Origin of the sequence: Streptomyces bluensis (assembly GCF_014650715.1) — a bacterium.
In the GTDB taxonomy this organism is placed as follows: Bacteria; Actinomycetota; Actinomycetes; order Streptomycetales; family Streptomycetaceae; genus Streptomyces; species Streptomyces bluensis.
In genome coordinates this window covers 169702-192900 of sequence record NZ_BMVM01000006.1, presented here as the reverse complement: position 1 = coordinate 192900, position 23199 = coordinate 169702, and the positions used below count along the sequence as shown (strand labels likewise).

The 23199-nt window shown below is 70.0% G+C and carries 21 protein-coding genes and 5 tRNA genes; 10 read left to right on the top strand and 16 right to left on the bottom strand.

Going from position 1 to position 23199, the window contains the following annotated elements:
• Positions 1–25 precede the first annotated feature (25 nt).
• Both IE262_RS17790 and IE262_RS17785 read left to right on the top strand, forming a co-directional pair.
• Entirely contained in the window at positions 26–259 is a 234-nt protein-coding gene (locus IE262_RS17790) for an Lrp/AsnC family transcriptional regulator (RefSeq protein WP_131558369.1), read from the top strand.
• A 21-nt stretch (positions 260–280) separates the two neighbouring features.
• Positions 281–790 (top strand): DUF3515 domain-containing protein, encoded by a 510-nt coding sequence (locus IE262_RS17785; RefSeq protein ID WP_134036389.1) that lies wholly within the window; start codon positions 281–283, stop codon positions 788–790.
• Between the two features lie 66 nt (positions 791–856).
• Here IE262_RS17785 and IE262_RS17780 read toward each other — a convergent pair whose 3' ends face one another.
• From IE262_RS17780 to IE262_RS17770, 3 genes are all read right to left on the bottom strand, one after another.
• Complete coding sequence (locus IE262_RS17780) at positions 857–2014, bottom strand: D-alanine--D-alanine ligase family protein (RefSeq protein WP_134036386.1); 1158 nt, start codon at positions 2012–2014, stop codon at positions 857–859.
• A gap of 111 nt (positions 2015–2125) precedes the next feature.
• Positions 2126–3136 carry an NAD(P)H-dependent glycerol-3-phosphate dehydrogenase gene (locus tag IE262_RS17775; protein ID WP_189874777.1) on the bottom strand — a complete coding sequence of 337 codons (1011 nt, stop codon included), beginning with the start codon at positions 3134–3136 and terminating at the stop codon, positions 2126–2128.
• On the bottom strand, positions 3133–3930 hold the full coding sequence (locus IE262_RS17770) for a lysophospholipid acyltransferase family protein (protein ID WP_134036380.1): 798 nt from the start codon (positions 3928–3930) through the stop codon (positions 3133–3135). The genes IE262_RS17775 and IE262_RS17770 overlap by 4 nt, the downstream gene beginning before the upstream one ends.
• 194 nt (positions 3931–4124) lie before the next feature.
• Here IE262_RS17770 and cofC point away from each other — a divergent pair, with 194 nt between their 5' ends.
• Positions 4125–4763, top strand: a complete 639-nt coding sequence (cofC, locus tag IE262_RS17765) for a 2-phospho-L-lactate guanylyltransferase (protein WP_134036377.1) — start codon at positions 4125–4127, stop codon at positions 4761–4763.
• 10 nt (positions 4764–4773) lie between these two features.
• Positions 4774–4977 (top strand): hypothetical protein, encoded by a 204-nt coding sequence (locus IE262_RS17760; protein ID WP_134036373.1) that lies wholly within the window; start codon positions 4774–4776, stop codon positions 4975–4977.
• Positions 4978–5116: 139 nt separating this feature from the next.
• Here the strand turns inward: IE262_RS17760 and IE262_RS17755 are convergent, their stop codons facing one another.
• The 4 genes from IE262_RS17755 to leuC all read right to left on the bottom strand — a co-directional run bounded on the left by IE262_RS17755 (position 5117) and on the right by leuC (position 8465).
• Positions 5117–5743 carry an HU family DNA-binding protein gene (locus tag IE262_RS17755; RefSeq protein ID WP_134036370.1) on the bottom strand — a complete coding sequence of 209 codons (627 nt, stop codon included), beginning with the start codon at positions 5741–5743 and terminating at the stop codon, positions 5117–5119.
• 139 nt (positions 5744–5882) lie between these two features.
• Complete coding sequence (locus IE262_RS17750; RefSeq protein WP_134036366.1) at positions 5883–6113, bottom strand: SCO5555 family protein; 231 nt, start codon at positions 6111–6113, stop codon at positions 5883–5885.
• Between the two features lie 321 nt (positions 6114–6434).
• Positions 6435–7028, bottom strand: coding sequence for a 3-isopropylmalate dehydratase small subunit (gene leuD / locus IE262_RS17745; protein WP_134036363.1), 594 nt, complete (start codon positions 7026–7028; stop codon positions 6435–6437).
• A 6-nt stretch (positions 7029–7034) separates the two neighbouring features.
• Complete coding sequence (leuC, locus tag IE262_RS17740; RefSeq protein ID WP_189874775.1) at positions 7035–8465, bottom strand: 3-isopropylmalate dehydratase large subunit; 1431 nt, start codon at positions 8463–8465, stop codon at positions 7035–7037.
• Between the two features lie 253 nt (positions 8466–8718).
• Between leuC and ndgR the strand changes: the two genes are divergently transcribed.
• Positions 8719–9435, top strand: coding sequence for an IclR family transcriptional regulator NdgR (ndgR, locus tag IE262_RS17735; protein ID WP_007384919.1), 717 nt, complete (start codon positions 8719–8721; stop codon positions 9433–9435).
• A 257-nt stretch (positions 9436–9692) separates the two neighbouring features.
• Here the strand turns inward: ndgR and IE262_RS17730 are convergent.
• From IE262_RS17730 to IE262_RS17690, 9 genes are all read right to left on the bottom strand, one after another.
• Positions 9693–9765: transfer RNA gene (locus IE262_RS17730), tRNA-Glu, on the bottom strand.
• A 28-nt stretch (positions 9766–9793) separates the two neighbouring features.
• Positions 9794–9865 (bottom strand) — tRNA-Gln (locus tag IE262_RS17725).
• Between the two features lie 20 nt (positions 9866–9885).
• Positions 9886–9958 (bottom strand) — tRNA-Glu (locus IE262_RS17720).
• Between the two features lie 29 nt (positions 9959–9987).
• Positions 9988–10060: transfer RNA gene (locus IE262_RS17715), tRNA-Glu, on the bottom strand.
• Positions 10061–10081: 21 nt separating this feature from the next.
• A tRNA-Gln gene (locus tag IE262_RS17710) sits at positions 10082–10153 on the bottom strand.
• A gap of 91 nt (positions 10154–10244) precedes the next feature.
• Complete coding sequence (locus IE262_RS17705) at positions 10245–10976, bottom strand: HAD family hydrolase (RefSeq protein ID WP_134036357.1); 732 nt, start codon at positions 10974–10976, stop codon at positions 10245–10247.
• Positions 10977–11035: 59 nt separating this feature from the next.
• The gene (gltX, locus tag IE262_RS17700) at positions 11036–12520 is read right to left on the bottom strand and encodes a glutamate--tRNA ligase (protein WP_134036354.1); all 1485 of its coding nucleotides are present in this window, start codon (positions 12518–12520) and stop codon (positions 11036–11038) included.
• Complete coding sequence (locus tag IE262_RS17695) at positions 12513–13301, bottom strand: fumarylacetoacetate hydrolase family protein (RefSeq protein WP_134036351.1); 789 nt, start codon at positions 13299–13301, stop codon at positions 12513–12515. Before IE262_RS17695 ends, gltX begins: the two co-directional genes overlap by 8 nt.
• 195 nt (positions 13302–13496) lie before the next feature.
• Positions 13497–13682 (bottom strand): hypothetical protein, encoded by a 186-nt coding sequence (locus IE262_RS17690; RefSeq protein ID WP_134036348.1) that lies wholly within the window; start codon positions 13680–13682, stop codon positions 13497–13499.
• A gap of 598 nt (positions 13683–14280) precedes the next feature.
• Between IE262_RS17690 and IE262_RS17685 the strand changes: the two genes are divergently transcribed.
• From IE262_RS17685 to IE262_RS17665, 5 genes are all read left to right on the top strand, one after another.
• Complete coding sequence (locus IE262_RS17685) at positions 14281–18138, top strand: sensor histidine kinase (RefSeq protein WP_189874773.1); 3858 nt, start codon at positions 14281–14283, stop codon at positions 18136–18138.
• A gap of 9 nt (positions 18139–18147) precedes the next feature.
• Positions 18148–18561, top strand: coding sequence for a roadblock/LC7 domain-containing protein (locus tag IE262_RS17680; protein WP_134036884.1), 414 nt, complete (start codon positions 18148–18150; stop codon positions 18559–18561).
• Positions 18562–18670: 109 nt separating this feature from the next.
• Positions 18671–19069, top strand: a complete 399-nt coding sequence (locus IE262_RS17675) for a DUF742 domain-containing protein (protein WP_131558339.1) — start codon at positions 18671–18673, stop codon at positions 19067–19069.
• Complete coding sequence (locus IE262_RS17670; protein WP_131558337.1) at positions 19050–19625, top strand: GTP-binding protein; 576 nt, start codon at positions 19050–19052, stop codon at positions 19623–19625. Before IE262_RS17675 ends, IE262_RS17670 begins: the two co-directional genes overlap by 20 nt.
• Positions 19626–20011: 386 nt before the next feature.
• Positions 20012–23191, top strand: coding sequence for a sensor histidine kinase (locus IE262_RS17665; RefSeq protein ID WP_189874771.1), 3180 nt, complete (start codon positions 20012–20014; stop codon positions 23189–23191).
• Positions 23192–23199: the final 8 nt, after the last annotated feature.

Genomic DNA, 23199 nt, shown 5'->3' with positions numbered 1-23199 from the left:
TCCTCGTGGCCGCCCTGGAGGTTCCGTGGTACAGGCGTACATCCTGATCCAGACGGAGGTCGGCAAGGCGTCGACCGTCGCCGAGACGATCAGCAAGATTCCTGGGGTCATCCAGGCCGAGGACGTGACAGGACCGTATGACGTGATCGTGCGCGCACAGGCCGACACCGTCGATGATCTCGGTCGCATGGTGGTCGCCAAGGTCCAGCAAGTGGACGGTCTCACCCGCACCCTGACCTGCCCGGTCGTGCACCTCTAGCCCCCGTCTACCCTGTGGCCGGTGAACATCTTCCGTCCGCGGCACCGCGTCCTTGTCGGGTCGCCCCTCCTGGCCCTGCTGATCGTCACCGCGGGCTGTTCCTCCAGCGACGCCGGCGACCCGACCGCGGTTCCCCGCCCGGGCGCGAAGGCCGCCGGGCTGTGCCGGAACCTGGACGGGACGCTGCCGGACAAGGTGGACGGCCTGAGCCGCGAGGATCCCGAGCCCCGGTCGGCGCTGACCGCTGGCTGGGGAGGCTCGGCGATCATACTGCGCTGCGGTGTCGAGCGGCCCGCGAAGATGACCGACCCCGAGGTGGCGAAGGGCAGCGACCCGGACGCGGTGGCCGGGGGCGTGAACGGGGTGGACTGGCTGATGGAGAAGCGGGACGACGACTCGTACCGCTTCACCTGCGCGAACCGCACCGCGTACGTGGAGGTCACCGTGGCGAAGGGGCGCGACAGCTCGGGTGCGCTCATCGACCTGGCCGAGGCGATCAAGAAGGCGATACCGGAAGGCATCGCCGACTGATCGCTGGTCGCTCCCGCGCGGCGGAGCCGCACACCGGAACGGCCCCGCGCCGCTTCGGGGCGCGACTCACCGCAGGCCGGTGGACCTCCGCAACGCCGCCTGCACCAGCCGGTCCACCAGCTCCGGGTAGCTGATCCCGCTCGCCTGCCACATCTGCGGGTACATGGAGATCGGTGTGAAACCGGGCAGCGTGTTGATCTCGTTGATCACGAACTCGCCGTCCTCGGTGAGGAAGAAGTCCGCACGGACCAGGCCCTCACAGGAGGCTGCCTCGAAGGCGTCCACCGCGAGACGCCGGACCTCGGCCGTCTGCTCGTCGGTGAGAGGGGCGGGCACGATGCCGGGGGTCGAGTCGATGTACTTGGCCTCGAAGTCGTAGTACGCGTGGGCGTCGGGCGGCGGGATCTCGGCGGGCACCGAGGCGCGCGGGCCGTCCTCGAACTCCAGGACCCCGCACTCGATCTCGCGGCCGCGCACCGCCGCCTCGACGAGGATCTTCGGGTCGTGCTGCTGGGCCACCGCGATCGCCTCGTCCAGGCCGGACAGGTCGTCGACCTTGGTGATGCCGATCGAGGACCCCGCGCGCGCGGGCTTCACGAACAGCGGCCAGCCGTGCTCGCCCGCGAAGTCGATGATCTTCCTGCGGGCGGCGGACTCGTCGCGCTGCCACTCACGCGGCCGGATCACCACGTACGGGCCCACCTTGAGCCCGAAGGAGGTGAACACCCGCTTCATGTACTCCTTGTCCTGGCCGACGGCCGAGGCGAGGACGCCCGAGCCGACGTACGGGACCCCGGAGAGCTCCAGCAGCCCCTGGAGGGTGCCGTCCTCGCCGTACGGGCCGTGCAGCACGGGGAAGACGACGTCGACCTCGCCCAGCGCCTTCGGGACCGATCCGGGCTCGCTGTAGACGACTTCGCGGTTGGCCGGGTCGACGGGGAGGATCACACCGCCCTCGGCGGACTCGGCGAGCTGCTCGACGTCCGGCGGGCGCCGGTCGACGATCGCCATGCGTTCCGGCTCGTCCGCCGTGAGCACCCAGCGGCCGTCCCGGGTGATGCCGATCGGCAGGACGTCGTACTTCGTCCGGTCGATGGCGCTCAGGACGGCGCCGGCGGTGACCATGGAGATCCCGTGCTCGGAGCTGCGGCCGCCGAAGACGACGGCCACACGCGGCTTGCGGGGCGGCTGGCCAGGGCTCTGGGGGAGGTTCTCGGTGCTCATATCGGGTTGAGCGTACCCGGAGGTAGGTGGCAAGTCAGCGTCCCCCGCCCCGCGAGTGAGCCGAAGGGACGCGCGGCCAGGGCTTGGGCCCTGGCCGCCCGGCGTCACGCCTCAGTTGCGTTCCGCCTTGGCGCTGCGCGACATCAGTTCCTTGAGGGCGACGACGGGCGGCTTGCCCTCGTGGACGATGCCGACGACGGTCTCGGTGATGGGCATGTCGACGCCGTGGCGGCGCGCCAAGTCCAGGACGGACTCACAGGACTTGACGCCCTCGGCGGTCTGCCGGGTGACCGCGATGGTCTCCTGGAGGGTCATGCCCTTGCCGAGGTTGGTGCCGAAGGTGTGGTTGCGGGACAGGGGCGAGGAGCAGGTGGCCACCAGGTCGCCGAGCCCGGCCAGTCCGGAGAACGTCAGCGGGTCGGCGCCCATCACCAGGCCCAGCCGGGTGGTCTCGGCGAGTCCACGCGTGATGAGCGAGCCCTTGGCGTTGTCGCCGAGGCCCATGCCGTCCGCGATGCCGACGGCGAGGCCGATGACGTTCTTCACGGCGCCGCCGAGCTCGCAGCCGACCACGTCGGTGTTGGTGTACGGGCGGAAGTACGGCGTGTGGCAGGCGGCCTGGATGCGCTGGGCGACGCTCTCGTCGGTGCAGGCGACCACGGAGGCGGCGGGCATGCGCGCGGCGATCTCGCGGGCGAGGTTGGGCCCGGAGACCACGGCGACGCGGTCCTGGCCGACCTTGGCGACATCCTCGATGACCTCGCTCATCCGCATGGCGGAACCGAGTTCGACGCCCTTCATGAGGGAGACGAGGACCGTGTGCGGGGCCAGCAGGGGCGCCCATTCGGCGAGGTTGCCGCGCAGGGTCTGCGAGGGGACGGCGAGGACGGTGAGGTCGGCGTAGGCGGCGGCCTCGGCGGGGTCCGTGGTGGCCCTGAGGTTCGCCGGGAGCTCGACGCCGGGCAGGTAGTCGGCGTTGGTCCGGGTGGAGTTGACCGCGTCCGCGAGTTCCGTGCGCCGTCCCCACAGGACGACGTCGCACCCCGCGTCGGCGAGCACCATCCCGAAGGCCGTGCCCCACGAACCGGTGCCGAAGACGGCCGCCTTGACCGGCTTGCTCACGTGCTCTGCCCCTCTTCCTGTCCCTGCTTGCCCAGGGCGTGCTGCTGCTCGGCCCCGTCCGTGTGCGTGGCCCGGCGGCGCTGCTCGATGCGCACCAGCTTCGGGTCGTACGGCGTCGCGGGCGCCTTCTCACCGCGGATGGTCTCAAGTTGCGCGGTGATGGCGGCCATGATGACCTCGGTGGCCTCCTTCAGGAGCTCCGGGGTCATCTCCTGGCCGTAGAAGCGCGAGAGGTCCACCGGCGGGCCCGCCAGCACGTGATGGGTCTTGCGCGGAAGGATGTTGGGCTTCTTGGCGTACGGCGGCAGCAGCTGGTTGGCGCCCCACTGGGCCACCGGGATCACCGGGCATCTGGTCTGCAGGGCGACCCGTGCGGCTCCCGTCTTGCCGGTCATGGGCCACAGGCCGGGGTCGCGGGTGAGGGTGCCCTCGGGGTAGAACGCGACGCATTCCCCGCGCTCCACGGCCTCGATCGCGGCGCGGAAGGCGCTCAGCGCGTCGCTGCTCTCGCGGTAGACGGGGATCTGTCCGGTGCCGCGCATCGCGGCGCCCACGAATCCCTTCTTGAAGAGTTCGCTCTTCGCGAGGAATCGCGGAACGCGCCCGGTGTTGTACTGAAAGTGCCCGTACGCGACGGGGTCCACGTGGGAATTGTGGTTCACCACGGTGATAAATCCGCCGTCAGCCGGAATGTTCTCCATTCCACGCCAGTCCCGCTTGAGCAGAACCACCAGCGGCGGTTTGCAGAGGACCGCTGCGAAGCGGTACCAGAAGCCGATTCTGCGGCGGGACACGCGGACACCTTCCTCTAGGACCTGGGGCCAGGGGCCCGGGGAGCCGCACAAGTGTGACCCCAAGCCGACGGTCTGTCGAGAACACCGTACGCCCCGAGGGTCGGAGCACCAGAGCACGGCACTTTGAGGGCCGGGTGAGAATGGCCGCGGCAATCAACGGGCGAAGGCCCCGGCGGCGGAGGAGCGGAGCGCTCGTGCAGTGGACCCTGGTCGTGCCCCTGAAGCCGCTGGCGCACGCGAAGAGCAGGCTCTCGGACACCGCCGGCGACGCGGTGCGCCCAGGGCTGGCGCTCGCGTTCGCGCAGGACACGGTGGCCGCGGCGCTGTCCTGTCCCGCCGTCCGGGATGTGGCAGTCGTCACCGACGACCGCCTCGCGGGCCGTGAGCTGGCCGCGCTGGGAGCCCGGATCGTTCCCGACATCCCGGGAGCGGGCCTGAACGCCGCTCTGGCGCACGGGGAGGCGGTCGTCCGCACGCCGCGGCGCGAGCGGCCCGTGGCGGCCCTGAACGCCGATCTTCCGGCATTGCGTCCCGCGGAATTGGCCCGGGTCCTGGAGGCAGCCGCGGAATTCCCGCGCGCTTTCCTCGCGGACGCCGCCGCAATGGGGACGACTCTGCTGGCCGCGGCGCCCGGTGCGGAATTGCTCCCGGCGTTCGGCACCGGTTCCCGCAGCCGCCACCGCGCCTCGGGAGCCGTGGAGCTCGCCCTCGACGCGGTGGACTCCGTACGCCAGGACGTGGACACCGGCGAGGACCTGCGGGCGGCGCTGGCCCTGGGCGTGGGTCCCCGTACGGCCGCCGCGGCCGCGCGGCTCCTGATGCCCGGACAGTAGGCTGCGCATCATGCAGGCGACCGCATACACGTACGACCCCGAGACCCGCAGCGGCCAGGTGCTGCTCGACGACGGCACGCCCGTGCCGTTCGACGCCGCGGCATTCGACGCGGGCGGCCTGCGGCTGCTGCGCCCCGGCCAGCGCGTACGCATCGAAACCGAGGGAGACGGCGAGACCCGCCGGATCACCCTGGTGACGCTGCAGACCTTCTGAGTCCGCCCCGCCGGAAGGGCCTGCGGGGCGTGACCAACGCCCCAGCCCCGGAGACTCGGAGACTCGGAGGTCCAGGAAACGCCGCGGGCCGGGCTCCCTGTGGGAGTCCGGCCCGGCGCGTGGTTGTCTGCGTCCCGGCTTACCTGCGGGTGGTGGCCTTCTTGGCGGTGGTCTTGCGTGCCGTCGCCTTCTTTGCGGGTGCCTTCTTGGCCGTCGCCTTCTTCGCCGGGGCCTTCTTCGCCGTCGCCTTCTTGGCGGTGGTCTTCTTCGCCGCCGTCTTCTTCGCGGCGGCCGTGGTCTTCTTCGCGGGTGCCTTCTTCGCCGCGGCCTTCTTGGCGGCGGGCGTGACCTTCTTGGCGGGCGCCTTCTTCGCCGCCGCCTTCTTCGCGGTGGTCTTCTTCGCCGCGGCCTTCTTGACCGCCGAAACACCGCCGGTCAAGCTGCCCTTGGGCGCCTTCTTCACCGCAACCTCGCCACCGCGCGGCAGCTTCTTCGTACCGCTCACCAGGTCCTTGAAACCCTGACCAGCGCGGAAGCGGGGCACCGAGGTCTTCTTGACCCGAACCCGCTCACCCGTCTGCGGGTTGCGGGCGTAACGGGCCGGACGATCAACCTTCTCGAACGAACCGAAACCGGTGACCGAGACCCGTTCACCCGCGACCGTCGCGCGGACGATGGCGTCCAGTACGGCGTCGACCGCGTCGGCGGCCTGCTGGCGGCCACCGAGCTTGTCCGCAATCGCTTCTACGAGCTGCGCCTTGTTCACGTCTTCCCCTTCGGAGACATTGCCAGAACGAAACAGTTCAAGCTTTTTCGCACGTTAGGCAGATATATACCGCAAATCAAACACGAAACGGGCTAATGCACCCTTGTGCCGCAGCGGACTCGGACGGTCACGGAGTTCCTCAGCGGTCCTCTTCGGGGATCCGGCCCTCGTCGAGGTCGTTCATGAAGATCTCCAGACGCCTTGCCGCGTCGGCGATGTCGTGCTTGGCCACGGCCGTAATGACCAGCAGCTTCCGGGTCAGCGCCATCCGTACGCCCTCCGGGACTTGCGATGCGCGCACCCTTGCGTGCGCTTCCTTGAGTCGGTCCGCGACTGCCGTATAGAGCTTGAGTTGGCCGTCGTGTTCCATGCACAGATTGTGCCATCTGGGGCGAGTTGTCGCCTGCGCAGGGGGCAACTACCGTCTCCCCGCGGTCTTCCGGGCGCCTCGGCATATCGCGGCCACAAGAGTCGGGTACCCCGCCAAATCCCCTGGCAACCTGCGGAGTTGCCAGGTCCCCCGAGGCCACCGGAACCCCTGCCGGGGCCAGAAACAGCTGTACCCCCAACCGTCCACGATTGGGGGTACAGAGGGATGTTGCGGTGGCTGGAATCGGTCTTGCGCCGAAGTCGGTGCGTCCTGCACACAGACCCGGGGGTGCCCACCTACGGGGCCCTGACCGGCCTCGGGTCAGACCCCCAGCGTCCGCGGCTTGTGGGCGGGGCGCTTCGCCTCGTACGCGGCGATGTCGGCCTCGTTCTGGAGCGTGATGGAGATGTCGTCCAGCCCGTTCAGCAGCCGCCAGCGGGAGTTCTCGTCCAGTTCGAAGGAGGCGGTGATGCCCTCGGCGCGCACCTCACGAGCCTCAAGGTCCACAGTGACCTCAGCAGTCGCGTCCTTCTCCGTGAGCTCCCACAGCGCATCCACGATCTTCTGCTCCAGCACGACCGTGAGCAGGCCGTTCTTGAGCGAGTTACCGCGGAAGATGTCGGCGAAGCGGGACGAGATGACGGCCTTGAAACCGTAGTTCTGCAGCGCCCACACGGCGTGCTCGCGCGAGGAGCCCGTACCGAAGTCGGGACCGGCGACCAGGACCGTGGCGCCCTCGCGCTCGGGCCGGTTGAGCACGAACTCCGGGTCCTTGCGCCAGGCCTCGAACAGCCCGTCCTCGAATCCGTCCCGGGTCACCTTCTTGAGCCAGTGGGCGGGGATGATCTGGTCGGTGTCGACGTTGCTGCGGCGCAGCGGGACGGCCCGGCCGGTGTGCGTGGTGAATGCTTCCATGGCTCTTCAGACTCCAGCGGGCGTACGGGTGTCGGCGTCGGACAGGTCGGCGGGCGAGGCCAGGTGCCCCAGGACGGCCGTCGCGGCGGCGACCTGCGGCGAGACCAGGTGCGTACGGCCGCCCTTGCCCTGCCGGCCCTCGAAGTTGCGGTTGGAGGTGGACGCGGAGCGCTCACCGGGGGCGAGCTGGTCGGGGTTCATGCCCAGACACATCGAGCAGCCCGCGTGCCGCCACTCGGCACCGGCCTCCTTGAAGACGAGGTCCAGGCCCTCGTCGACGGCCTGCAGACCCACGCGCGCGGAGCCGGGGACGACCAGCATCCGTACGCCGTCGGCGACTTTGCGGCTCCGGAGGATCGCGGCGGCGGCGCGCAGGTCCTCGATGCGGCCGTTGGTGCAGGAACCTACGAAGACGGTGTCCACCTTGATGTCGCGCAGGGGCTGTCCGGCGGTCAACCCCATGTATTCCAGGGCCTTTTCGGCGGACAGGCGCTCCGAAGCGTCCTCGTACGAAGCCGGGTCGGGGACCGATGCCGAAAGCGGCGCACCCTGGCCGGGGTTGGTGCCCCAGGTGACGAACGGCGACAGCTCGCCGGCGTTGATGACCACCTCGGCGTCGAAGACGGCGTCGTCGTCCGTCCTCAGCGTCTTCCAGTAGGCGACGGCCGCGTCCCAGTCCTCACCCTCGGGAGCATGCGGACGGTCCTTGAGGTACGCGAAGGTGGTCTCGTCGGGGGCGATCATGCCCGCGCGGGCGCCCGCCTCGATCGACATGTTGCAGATGGTCATGCGGGCCTCCATCGAGAGCTTCTCGATGGCGGAGCCGCGGTACTCCAGGATGTAACCCTGGCCGCCGCCCGTACCGATCTTCGCGATGATCGCCAGGATCAGGTCCTTGGCGGTGACGCCCTCGGGCAGCTCGCCCTCGACGGTGATGGCCATGGTCTTCGGGCGGGCCATCGGCAGCGTCTGGGTGGCCAGCACGTGCTCCACCTGGGAGGTGCCGATGCCGAACGCCAGCGCGCCGAAGGCGCCGTGCGTGGAGGTGTGGGAGTCACCGCACACGACCGTCGTACCGGGCTGGGTCAGGCCCAGCTGCGGGCCGACGACGTGGACGACGCCCTGCTCGACGTCGCCCAGCGGGTGCAGCCGGACGCCGAAGTCGGCGCAGTTCTTGCGCAGCGTCTCCAGCTGGACCCGGGAGACCGGGTCGGCGATGGGCTTGTCGATGTCGAGGGTCGGGGTGTTGTGGTCCTCGGTCGCGATGGTGAGGTCGAGGCGGCGCACGGTGCGGCCGCTCTTGCGGAGGCCGTCGAAGGCCTGGGGGCTGGTCACCTCGTGCAGCAGGTGCAGATCGATGAAGAGGAGGTCGGGCTCGCCCTCGGCGCGCCGGACGACATGGTCGTCCCAGACCTTCTCCGCGAGTGTCCTACCCATCGCTTTCCCCTTTGTTTGGCTCGTTCGCCTACGGGGCGCTGCGGCCGGTGTCGAGAGCTCGACCGTGCTCAGCCCTTCGGGCCTCCGCGCGCTCAAGCTCTCGACACCGGCGCGCCCCTGCGGCGCTCTCGCCGCTGTTCTCGGGCATGTGGTCGCCGGGCCCATGGATGACGGGCCGCTGTGGTTTCCAGGGTGGCGTGTTCCACCGAAAATTGAACTTGCGTTTCACAGAGTGAGACGTGAGTATCGTTGCATGGACAACAGTAGCGGCGTCGGCGTACTGGACAAGGCAGCCCTTGTCCTGAGCGCTCTGGAGTCCGGTCCGGCCACCCTCGCGGGCCTGGTCGCGGCGACCGGACTGGCACGACCCACGGCCCACCGGCTGGCCGTGGCTCTGGAACACCACCGCATGGTGGCGCGTGACATGCAGGGCCGTTTCATTCTCGGCCCGCGCCTGGCCGAGCTGGCCGCGGCCGCCGGCGAGGACCGTCTGCTCGCCACGGCGGGCCCGGTGCTCACGCACCTCCGTGACATCACGGGCGAGAGCGCGCAGCTCTACCGCCGCCAGGGCGACATGCGCATCTGCGTCGCGGCGGCGGAGCGGCTGTCCGGACTTCGGGACACGGTCCCGGTCGGCTCGACACTCACGATGAAGGCGGGCTCCTCGGCCCAGATCCTGATGGCCTGGGAGGAGCCGGAGCGTCTGCACCGCGGCCTGCAGGGCGCCCGCTTCACGGCGACGGCCCTGTCGGGCGTACGGCGCCGGGGCTGGGCCCAGTCGATCGGCGAGCGCGAGCCGGGCGTGGCGTCCGTCTCCGCGCCCGTGCGCGGTCCCTCGAACCGTGTGGTGGCGGCCGTGTCGGTCTCCGGGCCCATCGAGCGCCTGACGCGCCACCCGGGTCGTATGCACGCGCAGGCGGTCATCGACGCCGCGGCCCGCCTCTCCGAGGCCCTGCGCCGCACCGGCTGACTCCCTCCCCGAACGTCAGCCACCTCTCCCCTGCGCCACCCTGAAGTGGGCCGGCCTCAACGCCGCGGCAGGCCCTCTCCGGGGGATGGCGCTCCCGACGATCAAGTACTCCGTGCACGAAGGGCTGTTGGTTCCGGGCCGGCAGGCCGACGCGACGAGGGCCGCGAGGGGGACGCGGAGTTGAGGCACCGCGACGGTGCGCGTCATGGAAACGCCGGTGGCCCCTCACCGAGGTGAGGGGCCACCGGGCCTGTACGTACCCCCGACCGGATTCGAACCGGCGCTACCGCCTTGAGAGGGCGGCGTGCTAGGCCGCTACACAACGGGGGCGTGGATGCTGCGTTTCCGCAGATCCGAGCTGGTCTACCTGGACTCGAACCAAGACTAACTGAACCAGAATCAGTCGTGCTGCCAATTACACCATAGACCAATGTGGTTTAGACCAGTCAGTACCCCCGACCGGATTCGAACCGGCGCTACCGCCTTGAGAGGGCGGCGTGCTAGGCCGCTACACAACGGGGGCCCTGGCGATCCCGACCTGATCAGGATCTGTACCCCCGACCGGATTCGAACCGGCGCTACTGCCTTGAGAGGGCAGCGTGCTAGGCCGCTACACAACGGGGGCTTTGCAGATGAGCTCTGCGAGCTGGCCTACCTGGACTCGAACCAAGACTAACTGAACCAGAATCAGTCGTGCTGCCAATTACACCATAGGCCACTGGAACGCAAGCCCCTGGGGGGATCTTGTTCTAGTTTGCGCTTCCGGTTTCAGGCCTTCCGGCCCGCTCCCCGGCGGCGCAGGAAGAACATTACCCGAAGGTGGACGGCGCTCCAAAACGAGTATCGGAGCCGAGGAGCGCGGGCAGTTCGGCGAGCGAGGCGATCCGGTGGGGGCCGGCGAGGACGTCACCGCCGGTGTGCGGGCCCGCGCGGTCGATCCAGACCGACAGCAGACCGGCGTCCGCGGCACCCCGGCCGTCGATCTCCGGGTGGTCGCCGACGTACGCCACCTCGTGCGGCGGCAGGGCCAGTGCGGTGCAGGCGGCGTGGAAGGCCTCGGCCGCGGGCTTGTGGACGCCGAGCTCGGCGGCGCACAGCACCGACTCGAAACGGTCCCGCACGCCGAGAACGCGCAGCTTGCGGTCCTGGACCCGGATGGAGGAATTGGACAGCACGGCGTGTCGGTGGCTGCCGGCGAGGGCGTCGAGGACGGGCAGGACATCGGGGAAGAGCGCCCAGGCCCCCTCGTAGTGGGTGATGTAACGCTCGAACCAGGCGTCGGCCTCCGTGTCGCTCAGGGGCTTGTCGACGAAGGCCCGTACGCGGTCGCGCCGCGTGGACTCCCAGTCGGTCTCGCCCGCCGAGAACCGCGCCCACTGCTGGTCCGTGAGCTCACGCCAGCGCAGCAGGGCCTGCTCGACGGACACGTAGCCGTCGAGCAGGCCCTCGGCGCCCAGATGGGCACGCATCCCGGCACGGTCGGCCGTGGTGTAGTCGAAGAGGGTGTCGTCCACGTCCCACACCACGGCTCTGATCGGCATGCTGAGACCGTAACCCCGTCGTGTGGGACGTGTCCGTCAGTTGACGAGGGTGATGCGCGTTACGCGGCCAGCCTCGCCAGCGCCGCGTCGATGCGCGCCAGGGTCTTCTCCTCGCCGAGGATCTCCAGGGACTCGAAGAGGGGCAGGCCGACGGTGCGGCCGGTGACGGCCACGCGGACCGGGGCCTGGGCCTTGCCGAGCTTCAGTCCGTAGGCCTCGCCCGCCGCGAGGACGGCCTCCTTGAGGGAGTCGGGCGAGGTCCAGTCGGCCGCCTGGAGCTTCTCGCGGGCCGTGCGGAGCAGGGCGTCCGAGCCCTCCTTCATGGCCTTCGTCCAGCTCGCCTCGTCGAAGACCGGTTCCGGGAGGAACAGGAAGTCGACGTTGTCGGTGATCTCCGAGAGGACCTTCAGACGGCTCTGCGCGTGCGGGGCGATCGCCTGCCACTTGGCCTCGTCGAAGTCCTCCGGCGCCCAGGGGGCGAACGGGGCCTTCAGCCAGGGGGCGCAGCGCTCGGTGAACTCCTTCACGTCGAGCATGCGGATGTGGTCGGCGTTGATCGCCTCGCACTTCTTCAGGTCGAAGCGCGCGGGGTTGGGGTTCACGTCCGCCACGTCGAAGGCCGCGACCATCTCGTCGATGGTGAAGACGTCCCGGTCCGCCGACAGCGACCAGCCCAGCAGGGACAGGTAGTTGAGCAGGCCCTCGGGGAGGAAGCCGCGCTCGCGGTAGAGGTTCAGCGAGGACTGCGGGTCACGCTTGGAGAGCTTCTTGTTGCCCTCGCCCATGACGTACGGCAGGTGGCCGAAGGACGGGATCTGCTGGGCGATGCCGAGTTCGATCAGTGCCTTGTACAGGGCGATCTGGCGCGGGGTGGAGGAGAGCAGGTCCTCGCCGCGCAGGACGTGGGTGATCTCCATCAGGGCGTCGTCGACCGGGTTCACCAGCGTGTAGAGGGGGGCGCCGTTCGCGCGGACGATGCCGTAGTCCGGCACGTTCTCCGGGGTGAACGTCAGCTCGCCGCGGACCAGGTCCGTGAAGGTGATCGTCTCGTCGGGCATGCGGAAGCGGACGATGGGCTCGCGGCCCTGCGCCTCGTACGCCTCGACCTGCTCGGCGGTCAGCTCGCGGCAGTGGCCGTCGTAGCCGGAGGGCTTCCCGGCGGCGCGGGCGGCCTCGCGGCGTTCCTCCAGCTCGCTGGTGGTGCAGTAGCAGCGGTAGGCGTGGCCGGCGTCCAGGAGCTTGCCGGCGATGTCCTTGTAGAGGTCCATGCGCTGCGACTGGCGGTAGGGGGCGTACGGGCCGCCGACCTCGGGGCCCTCGTCCCAGTCGAAGCCCAGCCAGCGCATCGAGTCCAGGAGCTGCTCGTAGGACTCCTCGGAGTCGCGGGCCGCGTCGGTGTCCTCGATGCGGAATACGAATTGAGCACCGCTGCCCTGGTGGTGCCGGGCGAAGGCCCAGTTGAACAGGGCCGTGCGGACCAGCCCCACGTGGGGGTTGCCGGTGGGCGACGGACAGAAACGTACGCGGACGGGTGCGCTAGCCACGCTTGACTACCTTGTTGGTGAGAGTGCCGATGCCTTCGATGGTGACGGCGACCTCGTCGCCGACACTCAGGGGGCCGACCCCTGCGGGGGTGCCCGTGAGGATCACGTCGCCGGGGAGCAGCGTCATGGCCTCGGTGATGTTGACGATCAGGTCCTCGATGGGGTGGATCATCTCGTTGGTGCGGCCCAGCTGGCGCTGTAGGCCGTTGACCGTGCACTGGATGGTGAGGCCCTCGGCGATGGCGGTGAGGTCGAGATCGGTCTCCACCCAGGGGCCGAGCGGGCAGGAGGTGTCGAAGCCCTTGGCCCTGGCCCACTGCTTCTCGCGCTTCTGGACGTCGCGGGCGGTGACATCGTTGGCGCAGGTGTAGCCGAAGATCACGTCCTGGACGCGCTCGCGCGGGACCTCGCGGCACATGCGGCCGATGACCACGGCCAGTTCGGCCTCGTGGTGCAGCTCGCTGGAGAACGGCGGGTACTGGATCTCGTCGCCGGGGCCTGTCACCGAGGTGGACGGCTTGAAGAAGGCGAACGGGGCGTCGGGCACCTCGTTGCCCAGCTCCCTGGCGTGCTCGGCGTAGTTGCGGCCGAAGGCGACGACCTTGTTGGGCAGTACGGGCGGCAGCAGCCTGACCTTGCTCAGCGGGACCTTCGTGCCGGAGAGCTCGAATTCCGTGAACGGGATGCCCTTGATGATGTCGAGGACGAGTTCGTCCGGCTTGTCGCCCTCGACCGCGCCGAACGCGACGTTCCCGTCGATGGAGAATCTGGCAATGCGCACGGGATCCCTGCGCCCCTCACTTGAGCCGGCTGGAGTCTGACGATCCAGGCTAACGCGGCGGAGGGGCGCCGCCCCGCCTATTACGCCCCCCATGCGCCCCGCCCATGACGAAGGGCGCCCAGGACATCTCGGAGGAGTCCTGGGCGCCCTTCACAGGGCTTCACAGCCCTTCACACGTGTGCGGTCACCTGTGCGCTATCCCGCGACGGAGACCTGGACCGGGATCTCCTCAAGGATGGTCCGCCGGGGGTTGGCGGTCTGGGCGGGGAGATCGACGGGGTGCTCCTGCTGCGGCGTCGCCAGTTCGTCGGCGTCGGTGAGATGCGCCAGAGTGGTGCGTCGCGGGTTGGCTATGGCTTGGAACATCGTCGTCGTCTTCACTGGTGTAGGTGACCTCGCGGTTGTGGGCGCCGGACGGCCTCAAGTGCCGTCCCAGAAGCGCAGGTTGTCGGATTCGCCATCCCTGTAAAGCGTCAGGCTAAACATGCAATTCCCTGGGTAACTCGTGAAGACGGCATGATCACCGTGTGAGTTTCCTCACTGACCAGCAGACGTTTCGGGCAATCAGGACCCTCACCCCACTCCGACGAAACGGACATCGACCGACTGAAGCACCCATTCCGCTCCTGATCATGGCGACTGGGACACGCCACGCCACCCTGCACCTCGCTCTCGTTTGTCCGTTATATACGCGCTCCGCTTGCACTCCTGGTGACCACTCCCTCACGGGGCGTCACGTTGAACGCAGGGTCACCCATTGGCCTTGTTGGAGATCCAGCACTGTGCTGGAATTCCACGGACCGCCGCGGAGAAGACCCGGCGCACAGGGGGCGCAACGCAGCGCCAAGTGGCGGCGGGAAGGGGGAGCCAGCGCCGGTCACTCAAGACCAATAGGGGTGCGCGTTCAGGGCGGCCCCAGACGCCGACACCGTCTCGCCGCTCACGCGGAGAGGCGCCTGGTCCAGAGGTTGCGACGCTAGTGCAGGGACGTTTCAAGAGGGATGGCAGCGCTTCGGCGGAGCCGGAGCCGCACGGCGGGACTGGCCCCATGAAAGGCAGCTCCGCGCCCCAGCACGCCCAGAACCCGGGCCCGGCGCAGATCGGCGACGGCGGTGAGCGCACCGGGCGCACCGGTGCGTCCGCACCCCCGCCGCCCGCGGCCAGGTCGAAGAGCGGCCCCAGCGGCCCCGGTTCGCGAATAGCCCTGCGCAACTGGCGCATCTCGACCCGTCTCGTCTCGCTGCTCGCCCTCCCCGTGGTCGCCGCCACCTCGCTCGGCGCGCTCCGCATCAGCGACAACGTGGACGACATCCAGCAGCTCGACAACATGCGGCTGCTGACCGACATGACGAAGCAGGCGACCGAGCTCGCCGCCGCCCTCCAGCAGGAGCGCGACATCTCGGCCGGCCCGCTCTCGGCAGGCGGCTCGGCCACCGACCCCACGATCAAGGGCGTCCGCGACAAGACGGACTCGGCTCAGCGGCAGTTCCTGCGGGCCACCCAGGACATCGACGACGCCAGCTCGGCCGGGCAGCTCACCGGCGTCCGCGACAGCCTCGTGGGCATCGCGACCGAACTGGGCCAGCTCACCAACATCCGCCGGGACGCCTACCAGGACGGCGAGAACGCCACGCTGACCGTCGAGGCGTACCACCGGCTCATCTCCCGGCTGCTCAACCTCTCGCAGGACATGGCGGAGGCCACCAGCAACCAGGAGATGATCTCGCGCACCCGCGCCCTGGCCGCGTTCTCCACGGCCAAGGAGTACGCCTCCGTACAGCGCGCGATCATCGCGGCGGCGCTGCCGGGGGACAACAAGAACTTCGGCGATCTCTCCGAGAGCGACCGGCAGTACGGTCTTTCGGCACTGACCAGTGAGGGCTCCGAGACCGACAGCTTCGGCAACATCTACGGCCGGGACCGCGCCGAGGAGCTGATGAAGCCGATCAGCGACGGCAGCCCGACCATCAAGGCGGTCGACGAGTACGCCAAGCGCGTACTGGACAACCGGAACGGTCTGCGCTCGCTGGACAAGCGCTCGTACCGGGACTGGATCGACGACGACTCGGTCAAGATCGAGCAGATGAAGAAGATCGAGGGCTCGCTCCTGGAGGAGATGGAGCAGACCGCCCGCCAGCTGCGGAGCGAGTCCGAGCGCGAGGCGATCATCTCCGGTGCGCTGATCCTGCTCGTCCTCGGTATCTCCCTCGTCGGCGCCTTCGTCGTGGCCCGCTCCATGATCCGCTCGCTGCGCCGGCTGCAGGACACCGCGACCAAGGTCGCCCAGGACCGGCTGCCCGAGCTGGTCAAGCAGCTGTCCGAGTCCGACCCGCAGGACGTCGACACGTCCGTGGAGACGGTCGGCCTGCACTCGAAGGACGAGATCGGCCAGGTGGCCGCGGCCTTCGACGACGTGCACCGCGAGGCGGTCCGCCTCGCCGCCGAGCAGGCCCTCCTGCGGGGCAACGTCAACGCGATGTTCACCAACCTCTCGCGCCGCTCCCAGGGTCTGATCCAGCGCCAGCTGTCGCTGATCTCCGAACTGGAGTCCCGCGAGGCCGACCCGGACCAGCTGTCCTCGCTGTTCAAGCTCGACCACCTCGCCACCCGCATGCGCCGTAACGGTGAGAACCTCCTCGTTCTCGCCGGTGAGGAGCCCGGCCGCCGCTGGACCCGCCCGGTCCCGCTGGTCGACGTGCTCCGCGCCGCCGCGTCCGAGGTGGAGCAGTACGAGCGCATCGAACTGGCGGCCGTACCCTCCACCGAGGTTGCGGGCCGGGTCGTCAACGACCTCGTGCACCTGCTCGCCGAGCTGCTGGAGAACGCCACCTCGTTCTCCTCCCCGCAGACCAAGGTCAAGGTCACCGGTCACGCGCTGCCCGACGGCCGCGTGCTGATCGAGATCCACGACACCGGTATCGGTCTGTCCCCCGAGGACCTCGCGGCCATCAACGAGCGGCTCGCCTCGCCGCCCACCGTGGACGTCTCCGTCTCCCGCCGCATGGGTCTGTTCGTGGTCGGCCGCCTCTCGCAGCGCCACGGCATCCGCATCCAGCTGCGCCCGTCCGACTCCGGCGGTACGACCGCGCTGGTCATGCTGCCGGTCGATGTCGCCCAGGGCGGAAAGAAGCCCACTCCGGGCAAGCCCGGCCAGCCGGGCGTCCCCTCCGGTGGTCCCGCCGCCGCGCAGGCCTCGGCCGGTGCGGCCGCCGCCCGCCGGGGCAACCAGCCGGGCGCGGGCGTTCCCGGCGGCCGGCTCGGTGCCGCTCCGCAGCGCGGGCAGGTGGGCGCCGGACAGGGCCCGCGGGCCGCGCTGCCCGGCAGCGACCAGGACAGCCGTCCGGGCGGGCCCGGTGGACCGCGCGGTCCGCAGGGTGCTCCCCCGGCGCCGGCCGGCGCGGGTGCCGGTGGGTTCTTCGGCGGTCAGGCGCCGGGCGCCCCGCAGGGCCTGCAGGCCGCCGGTACCGGTGGGCCGCAGAACTTCTTCGACGATTCCTCCGGGCGCCAGGGCGGTTTCGCGGGCGGCGGCTCGGGCCTGCGTCCTCCGGGCGGCCCGCTCGGCGACAACGGCTTCAGCGCGTCGCGTCAGGGCGCCTTCCGCGAGGGCGGCCCCTCGGCGGAGCGCGGCTCCGGTGCCGTACCGCCGCCGCCGCAGCAGCAGCCCAAGGAACGTTCCGGCAGGCGCCGGCCGCAGCTGCCCGGGCGCGGTGGTCCGCGCGCCGAGCTGCCCGGCGGCAACCCGCAGCCGCGCACGCCGAGCTGGAGCGACGAGAACGCGCAGCCGCCGGTGCCGCGCGCCTCGCTGGACGCGCCGCGCGGGCACGAGGAGCCGGACACCGCGTCCGGGGCGTTCTCCACGGATCGCATGCCGCGCTTCGACGACCGTCAGGGCCCGGGCTCGACCGAGGAGATGCCCCGGATCGACGACCGTGAGGGTCCCGCCGTCACCTCCGAGTTCCAGCGTCCCGACTTCGACGCGCCGCGGCCCGACCTGCCGCAGAACGGTACGGGGCAGTTCGTCCGCTCCGATGTGTTCGGCGGCGCCGGCCCGTCCGCGGCCGGGGACCGCTACCCGGCGCCGGAGCGCGGGAACCCGCAGGACACGGGCAAGTTCACGGCGCCCGGCTACCATGACGCAGGCACGGGCCGGTTCGAGGCTCCCGGCTACGGAGACCGCCAGGACCCCTCGTCCACGGGCCAGTTCGAACGTCCCCAGATGGGCGGCGGCGCCGACTTCGGCGCGCCCCGGCCCGCCATGCAGCAGCGCCCGCCGGTGCCTCCGCAGCGGCAGCAGGAGCCCGAGGCCCTGCCGCCCGCGCCGAACCCCGGTGACGGCCGCACACCGCTGTACGAGGCGCTGGAGACCAACTGGTTCCACGGCGGTCCGCCTTCCCGGCCGGGCAACGGCAACGCTCCGAGCACCGGCAACGGTCCGGGCAACGGCAGTGGTCCGGGCAACGGCTCCACGCCGTCGCAGTCCCCCGCGGCCGACCGGCGCCCGGCCGGCCCGGCGGGCCTGGGCGGTTCCGGCAGTCCCGCCGACTCCGGCTGGCGCGCCACCCCCAACGACGAGCTGGTCCGTCAGGCCGAGCGCGTCCGTCAGCCGTCGGCGGGCGGAGTCACCACCTCCGGCCTGCCGCGCCGGGTCCCGCGCGCGAACCTCGTGCCGGGCACGGCTCAGCAGCAACAGCATCAAAGCGGTCCGCAGGTCTCGCGTGCGCCCGATGACGTACGCGGCCGGCTGACCAATCTCCGTCGGGGCATCGCCCAGGGTCGCCAGGCCGGTACCGGCCAGACCGGCAGCTTCCCGAGCCCCACTCACCAGCAGGAGCGTTAGTTGAGCCAGATGAGCCAGGCGGCACAGAACCTCAACTGGTTGATCACCAACTTCGTGGACAACACCCCCGGGGTGTCCCACACCGTCGTCGTGTCCGCCGACGGACTCCTTCTGGCGATGTCCGAAGGCTTCCCCCGGGACCGTGCCGACCAGCTCGCGGCCGTCGCCTCGGGTCTCACCTCGCTCACGTCCGGAGCCTCCCGGATCTTCGAGGGCGGGACCGTGGCCCAGACGGTGGTGGAGATGGAACGCGGCTTCCTCTTCCTGATGTCCATCTCGGACGGATCGTCACTGGCGGTGCTCTCCCACCCGGAGTGCGACATCGGCCTCGTCGGCTACGAGATGGCACTGCTCGTCGACCGGGCGGGCGCGGTACTCACGCCCGACCTGCGTGCCGAACTGCAGGGCAGCCTGCTCAACTAGACCCCACCCCCCTGCTCCACAACCACAAACCGTCCGGCCGCCATCAGTCCCCCCACCGGCCCCCTCAGACGGCTCGACTGACCGACTTGCTGTCCCGCCCGGAGGATCCATGACCCCGCCCACCGCCTCATCTGATCCGTACGCAGCGTCGTACGGGGACGAGGGCGACCAGCCGCTGGTACGGCCGTACGCGATGACCGGCGGCCGGACGCGGCCGCGCTACCAGCTCGCCATCGAGGCGCTGATCAGCACCACGGCCGACCCGGCAGCGCTCATGGGCCTGCTCCCCGAGCACCAGCGGATCTGTCACCTGTGCCGTGAGGTGAAGTCCGTGGCCGAGGTGTCGGCCCTGCTGTCCATGCCGCTCGGTGTGGCACGGATCCTTGTCGCGGACCTCGCCGAGGCCGGACTCGTCGCGATCCACCAGCCCGGCGGCGACGAGAACGCCGGCGGCGCACCGGACGTGACACTGCTCGAAAGGGTGCTCAGTGGACTTCGCAAGCTCTGACGCGGGCCGGGCGACCACCTCCGCGAAGATCGTGGTGGCGGGCGGCTTCGGCGTGGGCAAGACCACGTTCGTGGGCGCCGTGTCGGAGATCAACCCGCTGCGTACCGAGGCCGTGATGACGTCCGCGAGCGCGGGCATCGACGACCTCACCCACACCGGGGACAAGACCACCACCACGGTGGCCATGGACTTCGGGCGCATCACCCTGGACCAGGACCTGATCCTGTACCTCTTCGGTACACCCGGCCAGGACCGCTTCTGGTTCATGTGGGACGACCTGGTCCGCGGCGCGATCGGTGCCGTCGTCCTCGTCGACACCCGCCGTCTCGCCGACTGCTTCCCCGCGGTCGACTACTTCGAGAACAGCGGACTGCCCTTCGTCATCGCGCTCAACGGATTCGACGGGCACCAGCCGTACACGCCCGAGGAGGTCCGCGAGGCGCTGCAGATCGGCCCGGACGCCCCGATCATCACGACGGACGCCCGCCACCGCGCGGACGCGAAGTCGGCCCTGATCACCCTGGTCGAGCACGCGCTCATGGCCCGGCTGCGGTAGCCGCGCACCGACCAGTACCCGAAGCGCACTCAAGTCGACAGCCTCCTACGGCAGTTGTCGTAGATACGCCGGGGCCGGCTGTGTCGTTTGACACGGTCGGCTTCGGTGTTCATAACGTTTCGACAGAGAAATAGGGTGGTACGGCCACGCGTCGCGGTCGACCGGTGTCGCTGCGTCCACCATGGGCCCGCTTTTTGCCGTGGCTCGCTCGTTATGACCGTTTTATCTAGGACTTACATCACGCGGAATCGTCGCTTCCAGGTGTTTGGAACTGTGCGAGCTGACGTGCTGGAATGCCTGAACTGCCCAATAGTCAAAGACGTAACAGGGCTTTGGAGTCACCCGCGGCACGACGTAGGTGCCGGCGCCGAGAGGTTGTTGGTCGAGTGAGGCGAAGCAAGCGCAGTCCCGAGCCGTCGGCGCGGGGCAACTTCACCCCGCCGCCGCGCGGGGCGACACCTGCACAGGGGTCCAGCTCGGAGTCGACGGTCACGCCCCCGCCGAGCGGCAGCCGGCTCTCTCCCCGCAACTGGCGGGTACCCACGCGCCTGAACGCGATCCTGCTCATACCCGTGGTGGTCGGCCTGGTCATGGGCGGCTTCCAGGTGAAGGGCTCGATCGACACGTGGCAGGAGGCGAAGGACGCCGAGAAGGTCGCGCAGATCGTGGCGGCCTCGGAGGAGTACGCCACAGCGATCATCAACGAACGTGACATGTCGGCGCAGCCGCTGCTGTCGGGCGACCGGAACAACGAGACCGTCCAGCAGGCCCGTGACTTCACCGACGAGAAGGCCGACGCCTTCCACAGGGAAGTCGTCGGAATGCCCGCCGAGCCGGGGCTGGAGCGCCGCCTCAGGCTGGTCGAGGAGGCGGAGCCCGGGCTGGAGCAGATCCGGCAGGCGGCCTACACGCGCTCGATGGACCCGACGAAGACCGAAGAGGGCTACGTCGAGGTCCTGCGCCTGCTGATGGAGTTCTCGAACGAACTCGGACTCGGCACGGGGAACATCACGGCCTACGGCCGCACGGTCTACGCGATCGCGCTCTCCAAGAGCGCCGCCTCGCTCCAGCGCTCCATCGGCACTCACCTGCTGGTCAAGCCCAGCACCGACGAGACGGTCCTCAGGCAGCAGCTCACCGCCTTCACCTCGTACGCGTACCTGGAGAACATCGCCGTCCAGGAGTACGTTTCCGGCGGCACCGAACAGGATGGCGCCCGCCTCAAGCAGGTCATGGACCAGAAGACCGAGGACGGCAAGAAGCAGCTGGCCGAGGCCGCGCAGCAGGCCCAGGCCGAGGGCAAGACCGTGGTCGCCCCGCCCTCGATGACCAAGATGATTCAGGCGATCGGCAGCGGCCAGACGCCCGCCCAGCTCGCGGACCAGGGCATCACCCCCTCCACCTGGATGGCCGCCTCCACCCTCAAGTTCGAGGGCTACAGCGAGGTGGAGACCGAGATGATCAACCGCGCCGTGGCCGACGCGGGCCAGATCGCCTCGAACGCCCAGCGCAACGCCTACATCAACGGCGCCGTCGTCATCCTCGCCCTGCTCGCCGCGTTCATCCTCGCCTCGCTCATGGCCCGCCAGATGAGCCGCTCGATGCGCCAGCTGCGCAACGCCGCCTTCGGGGTCGCCGAGCAGCGGCTGCCGATGCTGGTCGACCAGCTCTCGCGCGCCGAACCCGGCCGCGTCAACACCCGGGTCGTGCCCATCCCGATCACCTCCACGGACGAGATCGGCGAGGTCGCCCGCGCCTTCGACCAGGTTCACCGCGAGGCCATCCGGCTCGCCTCCGAACAGGCCCTCCTGCGGGGCAACATCAACGCCATCTTCACCAACCTCTCGCGCCGCAACCAGTCGCTGATCGAGGGCCAGCTGACCCTGATCACCGACCTGGAGAACAACGAGGCCGACCCGGACCAGCTGGAGAACCTCTTCAAGCTGGACCACCTGGCGACCCGTATGCGCCGCAACGGCGAGAACCTCCTCGTCCTCGCCGGCGAGGAGCCCGGCCGCCGCTGGGACCAGCCGGTCCCGCTGGTCGACGTACTGCGCGCCGCCACCTCCGAGGTGGAGCAGTACGAGCGCATCGAGCTGTCCGGTGTCCCGGAGGCGGAGATCCACGGCCGTGCGGTCACCGACCTCGTGCACCTGCTGGCCGAGCTCCTGGAGAACGCCACGACGTTCTCCTCCCCGCAGACCAAGGTTCGTGTGACCGCCACCCGTCTCCCCGACGGTCGGGTCATGATCGAGATCCACGACAAGGGCATCGGCCTCACCGCCGAGGACTTCGCGGACATCAACCACAAGCTGGCCAACCCGCCGACCGTGGACGCCGCGATCTCCCAGCGCATGGGCCTGTTCGTGGTCGGCCGCCTCTCCGACCGGCACGGCATCCGCGTCCAGCTGCGCCCCTCGGGCGAACAGGCCGGTACGACCTCGCTGGTCATGCTCCCCGACGTCATCACCCACGGTGGCGGTGGCGAGCAGCAGCACCGCGAGGAGTTCACCGTCTCGCAGATCATGCCGGAGCAGTCCCTCCAGTCCCCGTCCCCCGAGTCGATGCGCACCGCGGCCGAGCTCGGCTTCGACGACAGCCGCTACCTCGACGTCCCGGACGACCTGCGCGACCTGGACCCCGTCGGCCGCTCCCTGATGCGTGAGGAGCGCCGTGCGGCCCTGGAGGCCCAGACGCACGGCGACGACCGTCCGGAGGGCATCGAGCCGCCCCGGTACGGCGACGACTTCCAGGCCCCGACGCAGCCGTCGTACGACACCGGCCGGACCGCGTTCCCGGACCAGCCGACCGGTTACGACCAGCAGACCGCGTACGAGCAGCCCCAGCAGTCGCCGTACGAGAAGAAGTACTTCCCGCCGCTCGGTGGCGTACCGCAGGGAGGGGAAGCCTTCACGTCGAACGACGGCTACCCCGAGCCGAGTTATCCGGAGCCGGCCCAGCAGCAGCCAACGGCGCACAGCCCCGCCCCGGAGTCGTTCCCGTCCTTCGACGCGCCCTCCTATCAGGATGACTGGCCGCAGCAGGCCGGCTACCAGAGCCCGTACGCGTCCGAGTACGCTCCGGAACCGGAATCCACGCAGGCCGATGACGTGAAGGAGCCGGACCGCGTAGGCTTCGACCGTCCGGGACCGGCCCCCTCCGCCGTCCACGAGCTGACCGACGCCGGGCTGCCCCGCCGCGGAGCCCCCGCGAACGGCACAGGCGCCCCCCAGCGCGTGGCACAGGAACCGTCGGCGGCAACGGAGCCGGGCGGCGACTGGCAGTCCCAGAACGACGAACGGTGGCAGCAGGCCTCGCAGCTCCGGAAGCCCAGGGCGGGCGGGGTGACCGCCTCCGGCCTGCCGCTGCGGGTACCCAAGGCCAACCTGGTCGAGGGTGCCGCCGCATCGACCCCCCAGGGAGGCCCACAGGTCTCCCGCGCCCCCGAGGACATACGGGGCAGGCTGAGCAACCTGCGCCGTGGTGTCCAGCGAGGACGCAAGGCAGGCAGTGAAACGAACGGCCAGGGCTTCGGTCCTGACAGCACCTACAACCAGGAGCGTTAGTGTGAGCC